Consider the following 17306-nt stretch of genomic DNA (forward strand, 5'->3'; position numbering starts at 1 on the left):
GGCGACCCACGCCCAAGTATCGTGACTTTGCCGAAGTGCTCCGCCGCGATGAGCACGACGTGGACGGTGCAAGGACGGAGAGGACGCCGGATGCAGGGACTGGTGCTGCAGCTGACGCGAGCCGGTTTTTTGACGTTGCTGTGGCTGTTCATCTGGTCGGTGCTGCGGATACTGCGGACCGATATCTATGCGCCGACCGGCGCGGTGATGGTGCGCCGCGGCCTGTCGATCCGGGGTGTGCTGCTGCCTTCGCGGCAGCAACGCACCGGTGCCCGCCACCTGGTGGTCACCGAGGGGCCCTTGACCGGGGCCCGGATCGCGCTCAGCGATCAGCCGGTGCTGATCGGCCGCGCCGACGACTCCACCCTGGTGCTCACCGATGATTACGCCTCCACCCGGCACGCTCGATTATCTCAACGGGGGTCGGAATGGTATGTCGAAGACCTCGGCTCGACCAACGGCACCTACCTTGACAGGGTGAAGGTGACCACTGCGGTACGGGTTCCCGTCGGGACGCCGATACGAATCGGCAAGACCGCGATCGAGCTCCGCCGGTGAGCCTGGTTCTGCGGTACGCCGCCCGCAGTGATCGCGGCCTGGTGCGCTCCAACAACGAGGACTCGGTGTATGCCGGGGCCCGGCTCCTGGCCCTGGCCGACGGCATGGGCGGGCACGCGGCTGGCGAAGTCGCCTCCCAGCTGGTGATCGCCGCCCTGGCCCACCTTGATGACGACGAGCCGGGTGGCGATCTGCTGGCGAAGTTGGAAGCCGCTGTGCAGGAAGGCAATTCGGCGATCGCGGCCTATGTCGAGGAGCACCCGGAGCTCGAGGGCATGGGCACCACCCTGACCGCGATCCTGTTCGCCGGCCCCCGCCTGGGACTGGCCCACATCGGCGACTCCCGCGGCTATTTGCTGCGCGACGGCGAGCTGAGCCAGATCACCAAGGACGACACCTTCGTGCAGACCCTGGTCGACGAGGGTCGCATCACCTTGGAAGAGGCGCACAGTCATCCGCAGCGGTCCCTGATCATGCGGGCGCTGACCGGCCACGAGGTGGAGCCGACGCTGATCATGCGTGAGGCGCAGGCCGGCGACCGCTACCTGCTGTGCTCCGACGGTTTGAGCGACCCGGTGAGCACCGAGACCATCCGCGAGGCGCTGGAGATCCCCGACGTCAACGAGAGCGCGCTGCGGCTCATCGAGTTGGCCCTGCGCGGCGGCGGACCCGACAACGTGACCGTCGTGGTGGCCGACGTCGTCGACGTCGACTACGGCCAGACCCAGCCGATCCTGGCCGGGGCGGTCTCCGACAACGACGAGGACCACCTCACCGCGCTCAACACCGCCGCCGGGCGGGCTTCGGCGATCTCCCCCCGCAAGACCGTCGCCAAGCGAGTGCTGCCACGGATCGAGACGCTGACCCGGCCGCCGCGGTCCCGGCGGCGCACGATCATCATCGCGCTGCTGCTGCTGATCCTGCTGGCGGCCGCGCTGCTGATCGGACGGGCGATCGTGCGCACCAACTATTACGTCACCGCCTACGGCGGCACCGTGGCGATCATGCGCGGCGTGCAGGGTTCGATCCTCGGTGTGCCGCTGCAGGAGCCCTACCTGCTCGGCTGCCTCGACAGCCGCGGCGATCTGGTGCAGATCAGCTTCAGCCAGTCCGGCGACAAACTGGCCTGCCGACTCATGACGTTGCAGGATCTGCGGCTGCCGGCCCGCCAACAGGTCAGCAACGGCCTGCCCGCCGGCACCCTCGATGACGCGATCACCCAGCTGCGCAACCTGGCCCGTGACTCCCTGCTGCCGCCGTGCCCGACCCGAAGCACCTCCGGAAAGGCGGGCGGCAGCGGTTCGACGCGCGCCCCGGATCCCGGGACGGCCCCGACCGGTCCGCGGCCCGGCCCAGCGCAGCCGACCCCGACCTCCGGGGTGCCCCACCTGCCCACCCTGACCAGCCTGCCGCCGGCCCCGCCAGAACCGGGGACCGACTGCCGGGCGGCCTCATGAGCACAGCGCCGCAGCCGCCGGTGGCGCTGACGCCGGTGCTGCCGGATCGACGCAACGCCGAACTGCTGCTGCTGTGCTTCGCGACCATGATCGTCGCGGTGGCGATGCTGATCGTCGAGGCCGGCCACGAACAGGGTCTGCGCCCCGACCTGGTCGGCTACGGGGCGGCGTTTCTGGTGCTGTTCGCCTTCGCGCACCTGGTCATTCGGCACTCGGCGCGTTACGCCGACCCGCTGCTGCTGCCGGTGGTGGCCCTGCTCAACGGCCTCGGGCTGGTGATGATCCACCGCATCGATCTGGGCGCCGCGTTCGACGGCGCCGGCACCCGCCCGGGCGCCAGCGAACAGATGCTGTGGACGCTGGTCGGCGTCATCGTCTTCGCCCTGGTCCTGGAGTTGCTCAAGGACCACCGCCGGCTCGCCGGCAGCGGCTACGTCTGCGGGCTGGTGGGCCTGGTGCTGCTGGTGATCCCCGCCCTGTTGCCGGCCTCACTGTCGGAGCGGCAGGGCGCCAAGATCTGGATTCGTCTGCCCGGCTTCTCGATTCAGCCCGCCGAGTTCTCCAAGATCCTGCTGCTGGTGTTCTTCGCGGCGGTGCTGGTCTCCAAACGCCAGCTGTTCACCAGCGCCGGCAAACACGTGCTGGGGATGAACCTGCCGCGCCCACGCGACCTGGCGCCGCTGCTGGCCGCCTGGGTGATCTCGGTCGGTGTGATGGCGTTCGAGAAAGACCTCGGCACCTCGCTGCTGCTGTACGCGTCGTTTCTGGTGATGGTCTACCTGGCCACCCGGCGGTTCAGCTGGATGGTGATCGGCATGCTGCTGTTCGTCGTCGGCAGCATCGCCGCGTACTTCATGTTCGGCCATGTCCGGGTGCGGGTGCAGACCTGGCTGGACCCGTTCGCCGACCCCGAAGGCACCGGCTACCAGATGGTGCAGTCACTGTTCAGCTTCGCCACCGGCGGCATCTTCGGGACCGGGCTGGGCAACGGCCAGCCCGGCTACGTGCCCGCGGCGTCGACGGACTTCATCATCGCCGCGTTCGGCGAAGAACTGGGTCTGGTCGGGCTTGCCGGCGTGCTGATCCTGTACACCATCGTGATCGTGCGCGGCATGCGCACGGCGATCGCGGTCCGCGACAGTTTCGGCAAGCTGCTGGCGGCAGGGTTGGCCGCCACCCTGGGTATCCAGCTGTTCATCGTGGTCGGAGGTGTCACGAAGCTCATTCCGCTGACCGGGCTGACCACGCCGTGGCTGTCCTACGGCGGGTCGTCGCTGCTGGCCAACTATGTGCTGTTGGCGATCGTGCTGCGTGTCTCGCACGCCGCCCGCCGCCCGCTGAGCACCCAGCCGCAGCGCACCGCCTCGATCGGTGATACCGGCACGGCGGTGATCGAGCGCGTATGAACACCTCCCTGCGCCGCGTCACGATGACCCTGATGGCGCTGATCGTGCTGCTGTTGGGCAACGCCACACTGACCCAGGTCTTCGCCGCCGACGGGCTGCGCGCCGACCCGCGCAATCAGCGGGTGCTGCTCGACGAATACTCCCGCCAGCGCGGCCAGATCACCGCCGCCGGGCAGCTGCTGGCCTACTCGGTGGCCACCGACGACCGGATCAAATACCAGCGCATCTACCCCGACCCGGCCGTGTACGCGCCGATCACCGGGTTCTACTCGCTGCGCTACTCCAGCAGCGGCCTGGAGCGCGCCGAGGACACCGTCCTCAACGGATCCGACCCCCGGCTGTTCGGGCTGCGATTGGCCGACTTCTTCACCGGCCGCAGCCCCCGCGGCGGCACCGTGGAGACCACCATCCGGCCCCGGGTGCAGCAGGCCGGCTGGGAGGCGATGCAGAACGGCTGCTCTGGCGGTTGCCGGGGTGCGGTGGTGGCCTTGGAGCCGTCCACCGGCAAGGTCTTGGCGCTGGTGTCGACGCCGTCGTATGACCCCAACCAGTTGTCGTCGCATGATTCGGTGCAGCAAGGCCGGGCCTGGCAGCGGCTGCGCGACGACCCCCGGTCGCCGTTGACCAACCGGGCCATCAGCGAGACCTACCCGCCGGGCTCGACGTTCAAGGTGATCACCACCGCGGCGGCGCTGCAGTCCGGCATCAGCGAGAACGAGCAGCTGACCAACGCGGCGCGCATCGCTCTGCCCGACAGCACCGTCAAGCTGGAGAACTTCGGCGGCACCACCTGCGAAGGCAGTGAGCAGACCGTGCCGCTGCGGGTGGCGTTCGCCCGGTCCTGCAACACGGCCTTCGTCCAGCTCGGTATCCGCACCGGCGCCGACGCCCTGCGCACCGCCGCCCAGGGGTTCGGCCTGGACGTCACCCCCGAACCGATCCCGCTGCAGGTGGCCGAGTCCACCGTCGGCCCGATCCGCGACGCCGCCGCGCTGGGGATGACCAGCATCGGCCAGAAGGACGTCGCGGTGACGCCGCTGAAGAACGCGGTGATCGCGGCCACCATCGCCAACGGCGGACTGACGATGCAGCCGTACCTGGTCGAGGGGCTGGAGGGACCGGACTTGGCCGGAATCGCGACCACGCAACCGCGCGAACTACGCCGTGCGGTGTCCTCGCAGGTCGCGGCTAAGCTAACGGAACTGATGATCGACGCCGAAAAAGTGACCCAGCAGGAGGGGGCCATCCCGGGCGTACAGATCGCGTCGAAGACCGGCACCGCCGAGCACGGTCCCGATCCGCGGAACACTCCGCCGCACGCGTGGTACATCGCCTTCGCCCCGGCCAGTGCCCCGAAGGTGGCCGTCGCCGTCGTCGTCGAGGACGGCGGCGATCGCTTGGCGGCGACCGGCGGCGCGCTGGCGGCGCCGATCGGCCGGGCTGTCATCCAAGCGGCATTGCAGGGGCGATCATGAGTCCGCAGGTCGGAGCAGCGCTGGCCGGGCGCTACCGGTTGCAGCGGCTGATCGCCACCGGCGGCATGGGCCAGGTGTGGGAGGCCGTCGACAACCGGCTGGGCCGCCGGGTCGCGGTCAAGGTGCTCAAACCCGAGTTCTCCTCCGACCCCGAGTTCATCGAGCGGTTCCGCGCCGAGGCGCGCAACACCGCCATGCTCAACCACCCGGGGATCGCCAGTGTGCACGACTACGGCGAGACCGACCTGGACGGCGAGGGCCGAACCGCGTTCCTGGTGATGGAGCTGGTCAACGGTGAACCGCTGAACTCGGTGCTGAAACGGACCGGGCGGCTCTCGCTGCGGCATGCCCTGGACATGCTGGAGCAGACCGGCCGGGCGCTGCAGGTGGCGCACAGCACCGGGCTGGTGCACCGCGACGTCAAGCCCGGAAACATCATGATCACCCCGACCGGCCAGGTGAAGATCACCGACTTCGGTATCGCCAAGGCCGTCGACGCCGCCCCGGTCACCCAGACCGGCATGGTGATGGGCACTGCCCAGTACATCGCCCCCGAGCAGGCGCTCGGCCAGGACGCCACCGCCGCGAGTGACGTGTACTCGCTGGGCGTCGTCGGCTACGAGGTGCTCTCGGGCCGCCGGCCCTTCACCGGCGACGGTGCGCTGACCGTCGCGATGAAGCACATCAAGGAGCCGCCTCCGCCGCTGCCGGCCGAACTGCCGCCCAACGTGCGCGAGCTGATCGAGATCACCCTGGCCAAGAACCCCAACATGCGTTACCGCAGTGGCGGCCCGTTCGCCGACGCGGTGGCCGCGGTGCGTTCCGGCCGGCGGCCCACCCGGCCCAGCCAGTCGCTGCCGCCGGGGCGGGCGGCGCCGTCGGCGATCCCGTCAACCGCGGCGACCCGGGTTGCGCCGCCGGTGTCGGCACGTGCCACCGCGGCGCGGCGGGCCCGGCCGGGCACCGGAAACCACCGCACCCCGCCGCCGCGACGCACCTTCACCGCCGGGCAGCGCGCGCTGCTGTGGGCAGCCGGCGTGCTCGGCACGCTGGCGATCGTCATCGCGGTGCTGATCGTGGTCGGCGCCAAGAGTCCGGGCGGCTCGCTGGCGCCGGCCACCATCACCCAAACCCCGGCGCCGCAGACCGAGTCGTCGAGCGCCGAGTCGCCGCCGGCCGGGCCGCCCGCGCAGTCCTCCGGCTGGACCTGGCACAGGGCGTCACGATGACCACCCCGCAGCGGCTCTCCGACCGCTATGAACTCGGTGAGATCCTCGGCTTCGGCGGCATGTCGGAGGTACACCGGGCTGTCGACGTCCGGCTGCACCGCGAGGTCGCGGTGAAGGTGCTGCGCGCCGACCTGGCCCGCGACCCCAGCTTCTACCTGCGGTTCCGGCGCGAGGCGCAGAACGCCGCGGCGCTCAATCACCCGGCCATCGTCGCCGTCTACGACACCGGCGAGGCCGACACACCGGCCGGGCCGCTGCCCTACATCGTGATGGAGCTCGTCGAGGGCGTCACCCTGCGCGACATCGTGCAGAACGACGGCCCGATGCCGCCCATCCGGGCCATCGAGGTGATCGCCGATGCCTGCCAGGCGCTGAACTTCAGCCACCAGCACGGCATCATCCACCGCGACGTCAAGCCGGCCAACATCATGATCGACTCGCACAACGCGGTGAAGGTGATGGACTTCGGCATCGCCCGCGCGGTCGCCGACGCCGGCAACAGTGTCACCCAGACCGCGGCGGTGATCGGCACCGCCCAGTATCTGTCGCCCGAACAGGCGCGCGGCGAGACCGTCGACGCCCGCTCGGATGTGTACTCGCTGGGCTGTGTGCTCTACGAAATCCTCACCGGCGACCCGCCTTTCGTCGGGGATTCACCGGTTGCGGTGGCCTATCAGCACGTCCGGGAAGACCCTGTTCCGCCGTCCCAACGGCTACCGGGACTCTCGGCGGACCTCGATGCCGTGGTGCTCAAGGCGCTGGCGAAGAACCCGGACAACCGCTACCAGACGGCCGCCGAGATGCGCGCCGACCTGGTGCGCGTGCACAACGGTGAGACACCGGAGGCCCCGCGGGTGCTCACCGAGGCCGACCGTGCCTCGATGATCACCCCTCGCTCCGGCGAGAGTGCCGCGGAGCAGACCGACCCGCTGCCCCGCCAGCAACTCGACTTCGCCCACGAGCGGCCGGGTTCGGTGGGCCGGTGGCTGATCGCCGCGATCGTGCTGTCGGTGCTGACCGTCATCGTCACGGTGTCGATCAACACCTTCGGCGGCCGCACCCATCAGATCCAGGTGCCCGACGTCAGCGGCCGAGCGTCGGTCGATGCGATCGCGGAGTTGCAGAACAAGGGCTTCAAGACCCGCACCGACCAGCGCGCCGACTCCGAGGTGCCGCCGGATCACGTGATCAGCACCGACCCGCCGGCCGGAGCCCCGGCCAACAAGGGCGACAAGATCACCGTCAACGTGTCCTACGGCCCCGAGCAGCGCCAGCTGCCCGACGTGGCGTCGCTGAGTTACGCCGACGCGGTCAAGAAGCTGACCGCCGCGGGATTCGGCAAGTTCAAACAGGTCAATTCGCCGTCGACCCCCGAGCTCAAGGACAAGGTGCTCGGCACCAACCCGCCGGCCAACCAGACCACGGCGATCACCAACGAGATCGTGATCGTGATCGGCAGCGGCCCGGCGACCAAGCCCGTCCCCGACGTCACCGGCCAGACGGTGGAGCTGGCAACCAAGAATCTGACCGTCTATGGCTTCACCAAGATCACCGAGGTGACGGTGGACAGCCCGCGTCCGGCCGGCGAGGTGATCGCCACCGAGCCGCCGACCGGGGCGACCGCGCCCGTCGACGGGGTGGTCGAGCTGCGGGTGTCGCGCGGCAACCAGTTCGTCATGCCGGATCTGACCGGGATGTTCTGGACCGATGCCGAACCGCAGCTGCGGGCGCTGGGTTGGACCGGGATGCTGATCAAGGGTGCCGACGTCGACGCCGGCGGCTCCGGACACAACCGGGTGGTCTACCAGAGCCCGGCGGCGGGCCAGGGCGTCAACACCGACGGCAACATCACGTTGCGGTTCGGCCAGTAGCCGTCAACTGACCGCGGGAACCGGTGTCACCGCGGTCTGCACGGTGGCGGCGATCTCGTCCTCGAGCCGCCGCACCAAGGCGTCGTCACACGCGTAGCCGCAGAACCCCAGCCAGTTGGCCAGCATCCGGTGACCGCCCTCGGTGAGGATGGACTCCGGGTGGAACTGCACCCCGTGGATGGGCAGCTCGGTGTGGCGCACCCCCATGATGACCCCGCCGCGGGTGCGCGCCGTGACCTCCAGGACGGCCGGCAGCGTCTCGGGCAGGATCGTCAACGAGTGGTAGCGGGTGGCGGTGAACGGATCCGGCAGTCCCTTCAGCACCCCGGTGTCGGTGTGGAAGACGGTGCTGGTCTTGCCGTGCAGCAGTTCCGGCGCCCGGTCGACCGTGCCGCCGAACGCGACGCCGATCGCCTGGTGGCCCAGGCACACCCCCAGCACCGGGATCCGCGCCTCGGCGCAGGCCCGGACCAGGGCGATCGACGCCCCGGCACGTTCCGGGGTGCCCGGACCCGGGCTGAGCAGCACCCCGTCGAAGTCGGCCACCACGGTGTCCAGGGCGGCCGGGTCGGCCAGGCGGGCGTCGTCGTTGCGCCAGACGGCAGCCTGCACGCCCAGCTGGCCCAGGTACTGCACCAGGTTGAACACAAAGCTGTCGTAATTGTCGACGACGAGGATCCGCACGCTCACAGGCTACCGCCGCGGCCCGCGGGTCTCAGTAGTCGACCGGACCGGCCGGGACGGCGTAGCGCATCCGGGCGGGCCCGGGCGTCTCGGCCACCTGCAGGTCGGTGCCGACCTGTTCGCTGTAGCCCAGACCGAACCGGATCACGTACTGCTTGTACAGGGTGACCAGGGGAGCGTCGGCCAGCGCGGACTGCATCGCAGCCGGGTCACCGATCGCGGTGATGACGTAGGGCGGGCTGTAGGTCCGGTCGCCCAGCAGCAGGGTGTTGCCGACACAGCGCGGTGCTGACTCGGCGGTGATCCGCTGGTCCTGCATCTGGACGGCCTCGGCCCCGGCACTCCACAACGCGTTGAGCACCGCGGAGATGTCTTGCTGGTGCACCACCAGATCGTCGGGGGCGGCGTCGCGGGGGAACCGGCCGTTGGCGTCGCGCTGCGCATCGGTGAGGGTCACCACCAGGCCCGGCCCGTGCACCGCCTCCAGACCGGCGGCCTGGGCCATCTGGTCGGTGCGGTTGCGCATCGCCGATAACGCCGCGCCGGCCCCGCGGCCGTGCACCGAACCCACCGCGGTTGCCAGCGCGTCACGTTTGCCGGTGAGCTCCTCCACGGTGGATTGGGTGGCTCGGACCAGGTCGACCAGGCGGGGTGCGTCGCCGCGCCGGATCTCCTTACCGCCGGAGACACCGTGGGTAGCGGCCAGCAGCAGCCCGGCGAGCAGGCACACCAGGGGAACGCCCACCCGCCACGGGGAGCGGCGGCCGGGGAACTCGACCTGCATCTGCTCTCCAATTCTCGGCGGATCGCCCGGCTGGGTTAATCTCGTACCGACCCATACTCGCAGCTTCACCGCCGCACTGTCCCGAGGTACCGATGCCCAAGTCGAAGGTTCGCAAGAAGACCAGCTTCACCCCCTCGGCCGTGAGCCGTACCCCGGTCAAGGTGAAGGGCGGGCCGTCGAGCGTGTGGTTCGTCGCGCTGTTCCTGGGACTGATGCTGTTCGGGCTGGTGTGGCTGATGGTGTATCAGTTGGCGGCCACCGGGCTGGACACCCCGGCGGCGCTGAACTGGATGAGTGAGCTGGGCCCGTGGAACTACGCGATCGCGTTTGCTTTCATGATCACCGGGCTGTTGCTCACGATGCGCTGGCGCTGAGCCGCTCTGGCCTCGGATTTTGGTGATGTCGCGCCGTCGGCGATGCCAGCCGGGAAGGCGAAAGCTTGCCCAATCACATCGATGTGATTCATCCCCAGTGTGGACAACTCCTGTAGATAACTTCAAAACCGCAGGTCGCATTGGCTGAGAATCGGCCCCAGCAAACACAGTGGTCGCCTCCCGCCGGCGGAATCGCTGGTTGCGCGCTTGCCGGTGCGGTGTTAGCTACCAGCGCTGTGACGCTCGCCACAGACCTGCCCGGACGTGTTCTGGCCGGTCTTGCCGGAGTCGGCCTGATGGTGTTTGCCGGATTCTCCTGGCGGTCCCGGCCCAAGCTGGCGCTCACCGCCCAGGGCCTGGCCGTGCGCGGGTGGTGGCGCACCCGGATATTGGCTCCCGACAGCCTGACGCGGGTGCGCGTCACCGAGTTCCAGCGGATCGGGCGCACGAACCGGCTGCTGGAGATCGAGACCGACGACGACCTGTTGATCCTGTCGCGGTGGGAACTGGGAACCGATCCCCGCGATGTGTTCGATGCCCTGACCGCGGCCGGCTACACCGGCCGCGCCCAGGGTTGACCTGCAGGCGCTAGGAGACCGTCACCGACTCGATGACGACGGGCTCGGCGGGCCGGTCGGAACGGTCGGTCGCGGTGGTGGCGATGGCGTCCACGACGCGCTGGGAGTCCGGGTCGACGACCTCACCGAAGATGGTGTGCTTGCGGTTCAGGTGCGGGGTCTGACCGACGGTGATGAAGAACTGCGAGCCGTTGGTGCCGGGGCCGGCGTTGGCCATCGCCAGCAGGTAGGGCTTGTCGAACACCAGCTCGGGGTGGAACTCGTCCTCGAACTTGTACCCGGGGCCGCCGCGACCGGTGCCGGTCGGGTCGCCGCCCTGGATCATGAAGCCGCCGATAACCCGGTGGAACACCGCGCCGTCGTAGAACGGGCCCGACGAGCCGCCGGAGGCGTTGGCGGTCGAGTACTCCTTGGTGCCCTGTGCCAGCCCGACGAAGTTGGCGACGGTCTTGGGGGCGTGGTTGCCGAAGAGCGCGATCTTGATGTCGCCGCGGTTGGTGTGCAGCGTGGCGGTTGCGGTGGCGATGGGGCTGGAGGTCATGGGTTCACAGTGTGCCATTCGCGGCGTGGTGGGCTGCGTCACGGGTAGCGTTGCACCATGCACCAGTCGACCCAGAATCAGCTGACTCACCGAGAACGCCTGACGCGGGGGCTGGCACACACCGCGGGCGGGCCGGTCGACATCGCGCGGGGCGCCGTCGGGCTGGGCGGGGCCGCGGTGCAGCGCAGCGCGGTGGAATTGCGAAGGCGCTACCGGGAGAGCCGGCTGGCCGACCACGTGGCCGACGCCGCCGAGGCCGCCGCACGGGAGTTGGCCGCCGCCGGGGAGGCGGTGTCCACGCTGCCGGACGTGCTCGCCTACGGCGAGCCGCGACGCCGCCGGATTCGCCGCTCCTGGGTGATCGCGGGAGCCGCCGGCGCGGCGTTGGCGGTGGGGGCCGTGGTGGCGGTGTTGATCCGCCGTTCGGGTCGGCCGGAGGAGCCCTCGCCGCGGCCACCGAGCGTGGACACGCAGCCCAAGATTTAGAAGATTGTGGAGCCTAGGAGATTCGAACTCCTGACATCTGCCTTGCAAAGGCAGCGCTCTACCAACTGAGCTAAGGCCCCTGATGGGACTCGTGGGCCTAGGAGGACTCGAACCTCCGACCTCTTCGTTATCAGCGAAGCGCTCTAACCGCCTGAGCTATAGGCCCGTAGTCGACTACGACCGAGCGCCGAGATTACCGCACCCGGGGCCCCCCGACCAAAATGGCCCAAAATGCCGGTCAGTCCCGGTCGGCCAGGGTCACCTCGACGCCGCCGACGACGTCGGTGCTCAGGTTGTAGATCACCACACCGAGGGTCGCCATCGCCGTCAGCACGACGACGTTGACCAGCCCGATCAGGGCGGCGCCGCCGAAGATCGAACTGCCCGAAACCAGTTCCGCGGCACTGTTGTTGGTCAACAGGTCACCGACGTTGCTGTTCAGCTTGCTCCAAACGCCCATCGCGCCCAGCAGGACATATAACACCGCGACGGCGATCATCCAGACGAAAAACAGCGCCGTCGACAACAGCAGCGATACCTTCAACGCGCTCCACGGGTCGATCCGCCGGATCTGCATGCTGGCCCGCACCGGACCTCGCGGTCCCGACGACACCTGCGTCCGCCTGGACGCCGGGCGGCGCTGGGCCGGCTCGGACAGATCCGGAAGCTCACTGCCGTAGGCGTCCTCCGACGGCACCGGCGGGGCCGGTTTGGCCGGCTTGGCCGGCTTGGCCGGTTGTTGGGCCGGTTGTTGGGCCGGTTGCTGGGCCGCCGGTTGGGCGGGCTTGGCCGGCGCGGCCTGCGGGGCACCGGGTGCAGCCGTTCCGGAGACGAAACGCCGCAGCCGCTCATCGACGCCGGGGGAGTGCGCCGGCGGGTTGGGCTCGGCCGGCCGGGGCGGTTCGGCGGTGCGGGCCGGGCCGGGCTGGCGGGTCTTCGCCCCGCGCTGCCACGGCGGCGCCTCCCCGGTGTCGGTGATCCGGCCGGGCCGGCCCGCGGGCCGCTGACCAGCAGCCTCGGCCGAACCACTGCCCGGGGACTCGGCCTTGCCCGGGTGCCCCGGCTCATTCGGTGCGCTCACCCACGGCTCCTTCGCTGTGTATCCGAGCCGCCCGGCGGCTGGGTTTCTCGTCGGTTCAGCTACCCGACTCCTCGTCGGCCGGCTCTTCGTCGGCGTTCCGCGCGATCGCTATCAGTGTGTCGCCCTCACCCAAGTTCATCAACCGAACGCCCTTGGTCTGCCGGCCGGCCTTGCGGACCTGCCGTGCCGCGGTGCGGATCACCCCGCCGCCGGAGGTGATCGCGTAGAGCTCACTGTCGTCATCGACGATCAGCGCCCCGACCAGCCGGCCTCGCCGGGAATCGTACTGAATGGTCAGGATGCCCTTGCCGCCGCGACCCTGCGCGGTGTACTCCTCGATCGCGGTCCGCTTGGCGTAGCCGCCGGCGGTGGCCACCAACAGATAGGTGTTCTCCCGGACCACGTTGAGCGACAGCAGCCGGTCGTCGGCGTTGAAGCGCATGCCCTGCACGCCGGAGGTCGCCCGGCCCATCGGGCGCAGCGCCTCGTCGTTGGCCGCGAACCGGATCGACTGTCCGTTGGCCGACACCAGCAGCAGGTCGTCCTCGGCCGAGCACAGCACCGCCCCGACGAGTTCGTCGCCCTCACGCAGGTTGATCGCCACGATGCCACCGGACCGGTTCGAGTCGAAGTCGGTCAGCTTGGACTTCTTGACCAGCCCGTTGCGGGTGGCCAGCACCAGATACGGCGCGTCCTCGTAGCCCTTGATCTGAATGACTTGGGCGATGCGCTCCTCGGGCTGGAAGGCCAGCAGGTTGGCGACGTGCTGGCCGCGTGCGGTGCGCAACGCCTCCGGCAGGTCGTAGGCCTTGGCCCGGTACACCCGGCCCTGCGTGGTGAAGAACAGGATCCAGTCGTGCGTCGAGCAGACGAAGAAGTGCGCCACGATGTCGTCCTGCTTGAGCCCGGCGCCCTGCACCCCCTTGCCGCCGCGCTTCTGGCTGCGGTACAGGTCGGTCTTGGTGCGCTTGGCGTAGCCGGTCTCGGTGATCGTGACCACGACGTCCTCGCGGGCGATCAGGTCCTCGTCGCTGACCTCACCGTCTGCGGCGATGATCCGGGTCCGGCGGTCGTCGCCGTACTTGTCGGCGATCTCGGCGAGCTCGTCGTGCACGATCGCGCGCTGACGCTCCGGCTTGGCCAGAATGTCTTCCAGGTCGGCGATCTCGGCTTCGATCTTGGCCAGGTCGTCGATGATCTTCTGGCGTTCCAGGGCGGCCAGCCGGCGCAGCTGCATGTCCAGAATCGCCTGCGCCTGGATCTCATCGATGTCCAGCAGCTCGATCAGGCCCTGGCGCGCGACGTCGACGGTTTCCGACCGCCGGATCAGGGCGATGACCTCGTCGAGGGCGTCGAGTGCCTTGACCAGACCCCGCAGGATGTGGGCCCGCTCGTTGGCCTTGCGCAGCCGATAGGTGGTGCGCCGCACGATCACGTCGAGCTGGTGGGCGACGTAGTGGCGGATCATCTGGTCGAGCCGCAGCGTGCGCGGCACCCCGTCGACGATCGAGAGCATGTTGGCGCCGAAGCTGGTCTGCAGTTGGGTGTGCTTGTACAGGTTGTTCAGCACCACCTTGGCCACCGCGTCGCGCTTGATTTCGACGACGATGCGCAGGCCCACCCGGTCGCTGCTCTGATCCTCGATGTTGGCGATTCCCACCAACTTTCCGTCGCGCACCTGCTCGGCGATCGACGTGATGAAGTTGTCGTGGTTCACCTGGTAGGGCAGCTCGGTGATGACCAGCATGGAGCGGCCGCGCGAGTCCTCTTCGATCTCGACGACGCCGCGCATCCGGATGGACCCCCGGCCGGTCCGGTAGGCGTCGTTGATGCCCTGCGAGCCGACGATAAGACCGGAGGTGGGGAAGTCCGGGCCCTTTACCCGCTCCATCACCGCTTCCAGGGTGGCCTCTTCGTCGGCGTCGTAGTTATCCAGGCACCAGAACACCGCTTCGGCGAGCTCGCGCAGGTTGTGCGGCGGGATATTGGTCGCCATACCGACCGCGATGCCGCCCGAGCCGTTGGCCAGCAGGTTGGGGAACCGGCTGGGCAGGACCGTCGGCTCTTGCACGCGGCCGTCGTAGTTGGGAACGAAATCGACTGTCTCCTCGTCGATTTCGCGCAGCATCTCCATCGCCAACGGAGTCAGCCGCGCCTCGGTGTACCGCATGGCCGCTGGCGGGTCGTTGCCCGGCGAACCGAAGTTGCCCTGTCCGTCGACCAGCGGGTAGCGCAGTGACCAGGGCTGGGCCATCCGCACCAGCGTGTCGTAGATCGAGGCGTCGCCGTGCGGGTGGTAGTTACCCATCGTCTCGGCGACCGAACGGGCCGATTTCGCGTGGCTGCGGTCCGGGCGGAATCCGGAGTCGTACATCGCATAGAGCACGCGGCGGTGCACCGGCTTGAGACCGTCACGCACCTCGGGCAGGGCGCGGCCCACGATCACGCTCATCGCGTAGTCGATGTAGCTGCGCTGCATCTCCTGCTGGATGTCGACCGGCTCGATCCGCTCCACCGAGTCGTCTCCGGGTGGCAGCGTTGTGTCTGTCATCTGTTCCTCGTTAGGTCAGCTGTCGGGAAGGTCGGAGATCGCTAAACATCCAGGAAGCGAACGTCTTTGGCGTTACGTGTGATGAAACTGCGCCGCGCCTCGACGTCCTCGCCCATCAGGATGGAGAACAGTTCGTCGGCCGCGGCGGCGTCGTCGAGCGTCACCTGGCGCAGCACCCGCACCGACGGGTCCATCGTGGTCTCCCACAACTCTTTGGCGTCCATCTCGCCGAGACCCTTGTACCGCTGGATCCCGTCGTCCATGTTGATCTTCTTGCCGGCGGCCTTGCCCGCCTCGAGCAGGCCATCGCGTTCCCGGTCGGAGTAGGCGAATTCGGGTTCGGAACCGCGCTGCCACTTGAGTTTGTACAACGGCGGCTGCGCCAGGAAGACGTGGCCGTGCTCGATCAGCGGCCGCATGAACCGGAACAGTAGGGTCAAAAGCAGCGTCGAGATGTGCTGGCCGTCGACGTCGGCGTCGGCCATCAGCACGATCTTGTGGTAGCGCAGCTTGGCGATGTCGAACTCGTCGTGAATCCCGGTGCCCAGCGCGGTGATGATCGCCTGGACCTCGTTGTTCTTCAGTACCCGGTCGATCCGGGCCTTCTCGACGTTGATGATCTTTCCGCGCAACGGCAGGATGGCCTGGAACATCGAGTCGCGGCCGCTCTTCGCCGAGCCGCCGGCTGAATCCCCTTCCACCACATACAGTTCGCACTTGCTGGGGTCGTTCGAACGGCAGTCGGCTAGCTTGCCGGGCAGCCCGCCCAGGTCGGTGGCGCTCTTGCGGCGCACCAGCTCTCGGGCCTTGCGTGCCGCCATCCGGGCTTGTGCCGAGGACACCGCCTTGTTGATGATCGTCTTGGCTTCGGCGGGGTTGGCTTCGAACCAGTGGCTGAGCTGCTCGTTGCAGACCTTCTGAACGAACGACTTCACCTCGGTGTTGCCCAGTTTCGTCTTGGTCTGGCCCTCGAACTGCGGCTGGGACACCTTCACCGAGATGACGGCCGCCAGCCCCTCGCGGATGTCGTCGCCAGTGAGATTCGGGTCCTTGTCCTTGAGCAGCTTCTTGTCCTTGGCGTATTTGTTGACCACGCTCGTCAGCGCCGAACGGAAGCCCTCTTCGTGGGTGCCGCCCTCGGCGGTGTTGATGGTGTTGGCGAAGGTGTGCACCGACTCCGAATAGCCGCCGTTCCACTGCATCGCGATCTCGACCTCGTGGCCGGTGCCCTTGCCGTCGAAGTCGATGATCGTCGGGTGGATCGCGGTCTTGGTGCGATTGATGTGCTGCACGAAATCACGCAGGCCGCCCGGATAGTGGAAGACCCGGTGCTTGACCTTGTGCGGCGCTTGGGCTTCGGCCGCCTGGGCCTCGGCGGTCTTGGGTGCTTCGGCGGTGTCGCTGACCACCTCGTCGACGACTTCTTCGGTGCGCACCCGCTCGTCGGTGAGCTCGATGGTCAGTCCCTTGTTGAGGAAGGCCATCTCCTGCAGGCGCCGCGCGACGGTTTCGAAGTCATAGTTGGTGGTCTCGAACACGTCCGGGTCGGCCCAGAACCGGATGGTGGTGCCGGTCTTCTTGGTCTTCTCACCCTTGCGCAGGGTTCCGGGCACCGACTTGTCGTAGGTCTGGAACCACTCGTAGCCGTCGACGCAGATGTCGGCCTCCAGCCGGGTGGACAGCGCATTGACCACCGAGACGCCGACGCCGTGCAGACCGCCGGAGACGCTGTAGGCGCCCTCTTCGAACTTTCCACCGGCATGCAGCACGGTCATGACGACATCGACGGTCGGAATGCCGGTGGCGTGCATGGCCACCGGGATGCCGCGCCCGTCGTCGGTGACCTCGACGCCGCCGTCTTCGAGGATGCGCACCGCCACCTTGCTGGCGAAGCCGGCCATCGCCTCATCGACGGCGTTGTCGACGACCTCCCAGATCAGGTGGTGCAGCCCGCGTTCACCGGTGGAGCCGATGTACATACCGGGTCTTTTACGGACGGCTTCGAGGCCTTCGAGAACCTTGATCGAATCGGCACCATATTGGTTTTGGGCAGCCACGGTCGGAAAGCTCTCCTCAGAGTCGCAAGCAAGCATTCGGCGCACCACATCATCGGATGCGCGGGGGATACCGGAACAGTCTACCGTGACCAACCGACGGCGGGCATTTTCTTGGGGCGTTTCCGCCCATCTGATTGCGCCGTGACGCGGATATCGCGGTCAACCATGTGTCCG

At 68.5% G+C, this 17306-nt stretch carries 15 protein-coding genes and 2 tRNA genes; 9 read left to right on the plus strand and 8 right to left on the minus strand.

Features of this window, described 5'->3' with window-relative positions:
• Positions 1-90: 90 nt before the first annotated feature.
• Genes BST28_RS13530 through pknB form a run of 6 tightly spaced genes read left to right on the plus strand, consistent with a single transcriptional unit; the run spans position 91 to position 7996 of the window.
• Positions 91-558 (plus strand): FHA domain-containing protein FhaB/FipA, encoded by a 468-nt coding sequence (locus BST28_RS13530; RefSeq protein ID WP_019737234.1) that lies wholly within the window; start codon positions 91-93, stop codon positions 556-558.
• A complete protein-coding gene (locus BST28_RS13535; protein ID WP_083081396.1) occupies positions 555-2015 on the plus strand; it encodes a PP2C family protein-serine/threonine phosphatase in 1461 nt (486 codons plus the stop codon). The genes BST28_RS13530 and BST28_RS13535 overlap by 4 nt, the downstream gene beginning before the upstream one ends.
• Positions 2012-3421 carry a peptidoglycan glycosyltransferase RodA gene (gene rodA / locus BST28_RS13540; RefSeq protein ID WP_019737236.1) on the plus strand — a complete coding sequence of 470 codons (1410 nt, stop codon included), beginning with the start codon at positions 2012-2014 and terminating at the stop codon, positions 3419-3421. The genes BST28_RS13535 and rodA overlap by 4 nt, the downstream gene beginning before the upstream one ends.
• Complete coding sequence (gene pbpA / locus BST28_RS13545; protein ID WP_019737237.1) at positions 3418-4896, plus strand: D,D-transpeptidase PbpA; 1479 nt, start codon at positions 3418-3420, stop codon at positions 4894-4896. Before rodA ends, pbpA begins: the two co-directional genes overlap by 4 nt.
• Positions 4893-6125, plus strand: a complete 1233-nt coding sequence (locus BST28_RS13550) for a protein kinase domain-containing protein (RefSeq protein ID WP_065289234.1) — start codon at positions 4893-4895, stop codon at positions 6123-6125. The genes pbpA and BST28_RS13550 overlap by 4 nt, the downstream gene beginning before the upstream one ends.
• Positions 6122-7996, plus strand: a complete 1875-nt coding sequence (pknB, locus tag BST28_RS13555) for a Stk1 family PASTA domain-containing Ser/Thr kinase (RefSeq protein WP_019738995.1) — start codon at positions 6122-6124, stop codon at positions 7994-7996. The genes BST28_RS13550 and pknB overlap by 4 nt, the downstream gene beginning before the upstream one ends.
• A gap of 3 nt (positions 7997-7999) precedes the next feature.
• Here the strand turns inward: pknB and BST28_RS13560 are convergent, their stop codons facing one another.
• Both BST28_RS13560 and BST28_RS13565 read right to left on the minus strand, forming a co-directional pair.
• Positions 8000-8680 carry an aminodeoxychorismate/anthranilate synthase component II gene (locus BST28_RS13560; protein ID WP_083081464.1) on the minus strand — a complete coding sequence of 227 codons (681 nt, stop codon included), beginning with the start codon at positions 8678-8680 and terminating at the stop codon, positions 8000-8002.
• A gap of 31 nt (positions 8681-8711) precedes the next feature.
• Positions 8712-9464 (minus strand): DUF881 domain-containing protein, encoded by a 753-nt coding sequence (locus BST28_RS13565; protein ID WP_083081398.1) that lies wholly within the window; start codon positions 9462-9464, stop codon positions 8712-8714.
• Between the two features lie 92 nt (positions 9465-9556).
• On the opposite strand from BST28_RS13565, the gene crgA reads away from it, so the two are divergent.
• Positions 9557-9838, plus strand: a complete 282-nt coding sequence (gene crgA, locus BST28_RS13570; protein ID WP_083081400.1) for a cell division protein CrgA — start codon at positions 9557-9559, stop codon at positions 9836-9838.
• A gap of 236 nt (positions 9839-10074) precedes the next feature.
• Complete coding sequence (locus BST28_RS13575) at positions 10075-10416, plus strand: PH domain-containing protein (protein ID WP_234808285.1); 342 nt, start codon at positions 10075-10077, stop codon at positions 10414-10416.
• A 10-nt stretch (positions 10417-10426) separates the two neighbouring features.
• Here the strand turns inward: BST28_RS13575 and BST28_RS13580 are convergent, their stop codons facing one another.
• Positions 10427-10957 carry a peptidylprolyl isomerase gene (locus BST28_RS13580; RefSeq protein ID WP_165758085.1) on the minus strand — a complete coding sequence of 177 codons (531 nt, stop codon included), beginning with the start codon at positions 10955-10957 and terminating at the stop codon, positions 10427-10429.
• A 57-nt stretch (positions 10958-11014) separates the two neighbouring features.
• On the opposite strand from BST28_RS13580, the gene cwsA reads away from it, so the two are divergent.
• Positions 11015-11443, plus strand: a complete 429-nt coding sequence (gene cwsA, locus BST28_RS13585; RefSeq protein WP_083081406.1) for a cell wall synthesis protein CwsA — start codon at positions 11015-11017, stop codon at positions 11441-11443.
• A 7-nt stretch (positions 11444-11450) separates the two neighbouring features.
• On the opposite strand, the gene BST28_RS13590 is transcribed toward cwsA, so the two are convergent.
• The 5 genes from BST28_RS13590 to gyrB all read right to left on the minus strand — a co-directional run bounded on the left by BST28_RS13590 (position 11451) and on the right by gyrB (position 17132).
• A tRNA-Ala gene (locus BST28_RS13590) sits at positions 11451-11523 on the minus strand.
• 12 nt (positions 11524-11535) lie between these two features.
• A tRNA-Ile gene (locus BST28_RS13595) sits at positions 11536-11609 on the minus strand.
• Positions 11610-11681: 72 nt separating this feature from the next.
• On the minus strand, positions 11682-12524 hold the full coding sequence (locus tag BST28_RS13600) for a DUF3566 domain-containing protein (protein WP_083081408.1): 843 nt from the start codon (positions 12522-12524) through the stop codon (positions 11682-11684).
• A gap of 55 nt (positions 12525-12579) precedes the next feature.
• On the minus strand, positions 12580-15075 hold the full coding sequence (gyrA, locus tag BST28_RS13605) for a DNA gyrase subunit A (RefSeq protein WP_019738692.1): 2496 nt from the start codon (positions 15073-15075) through the stop codon (positions 12580-12582).
• Positions 15076-15116: 41 nt separating this feature from the next.
• Complete coding sequence (gyrB, locus tag BST28_RS13610) at positions 15117-17132, minus strand: DNA topoisomerase (ATP-hydrolyzing) subunit B (RefSeq protein WP_019738691.1); 2016 nt, start codon at positions 17130-17132, stop codon at positions 15117-15119.
• Between the last annotated feature and the right edge of the window lie 174 nt (positions 17133-17306).

Source organism: Mycolicibacter kumamotonensis (genome assembly GCF_002086285.1).
GTDB classification, from domain to species: domain Bacteria; phylum Actinomycetota; class Actinomycetes; order Mycobacteriales; family Mycobacteriaceae; genus Mycobacterium; species Mycobacterium kumamotonense.

Coding starts and splice junctions, on each gene's coding strand:
- BST28_RS13530 (WP_019737234.1), top strand. CDS start 91: ATGCAGGGACTGGTGCTGCAGCTGACGCGAGCCGGTTTTTTGACGTTG.
- rodA (WP_019737236.1), top strand. CDS start 2,012: ATGAGCACAGCGCCGCAGCCGCCGGTGGCGCTGACGCCGGTGCTGCCG.
- pbpA (WP_019737237.1), top strand. CDS start 3,418: ATGAACACCTCCCTGCGCCGCGTCACGATGACCCTGATGGCGCTGATC.
- BST28_RS13550 (WP_065289234.1), top strand. CDS start 4,893: ATGAGTCCGCAGGTCGGAGCAGCGCTGGCCGGGCGCTACCGGTTGCAG.
- pknB (WP_019738995.1), top strand. CDS start 6,122: ATGACCACCCCGCAGCGGCTCTCCGACCGCTATGAACTCGGTGAGATC.
- BST28_RS13565 (WP_083081398.1), bottom strand. CDS start 9,464: ATGCAGGTCGAGTTCCCCGGCCGCCGCTCCCCGTGGCGGGTGGGCGTT.
- crgA (WP_083081400.1), top strand. CDS start 9,557: ATGCCCAAGTCGAAGGTTCGCAAGAAGACCAGCTTCACCCCCTCGGCC.
- BST28_RS13580 (WP_165758085.1), bottom strand. CDS start 10,957: ATGACCTCCAGCCCCATCGCCACCGCAACCGCCACGCTGCACACCAAC.
- cwsA (WP_083081406.1), top strand. CDS start 11,015: ATGCACCAGTCGACCCAGAATCAGCTGACTCACCGAGAACGCCTGACG.
- gyrA (WP_019738692.1), bottom strand. CDS start 15,075: ATGACAGACACAACGCTGCCACCCGGAGACGACTCGGTGGAGCGGATC.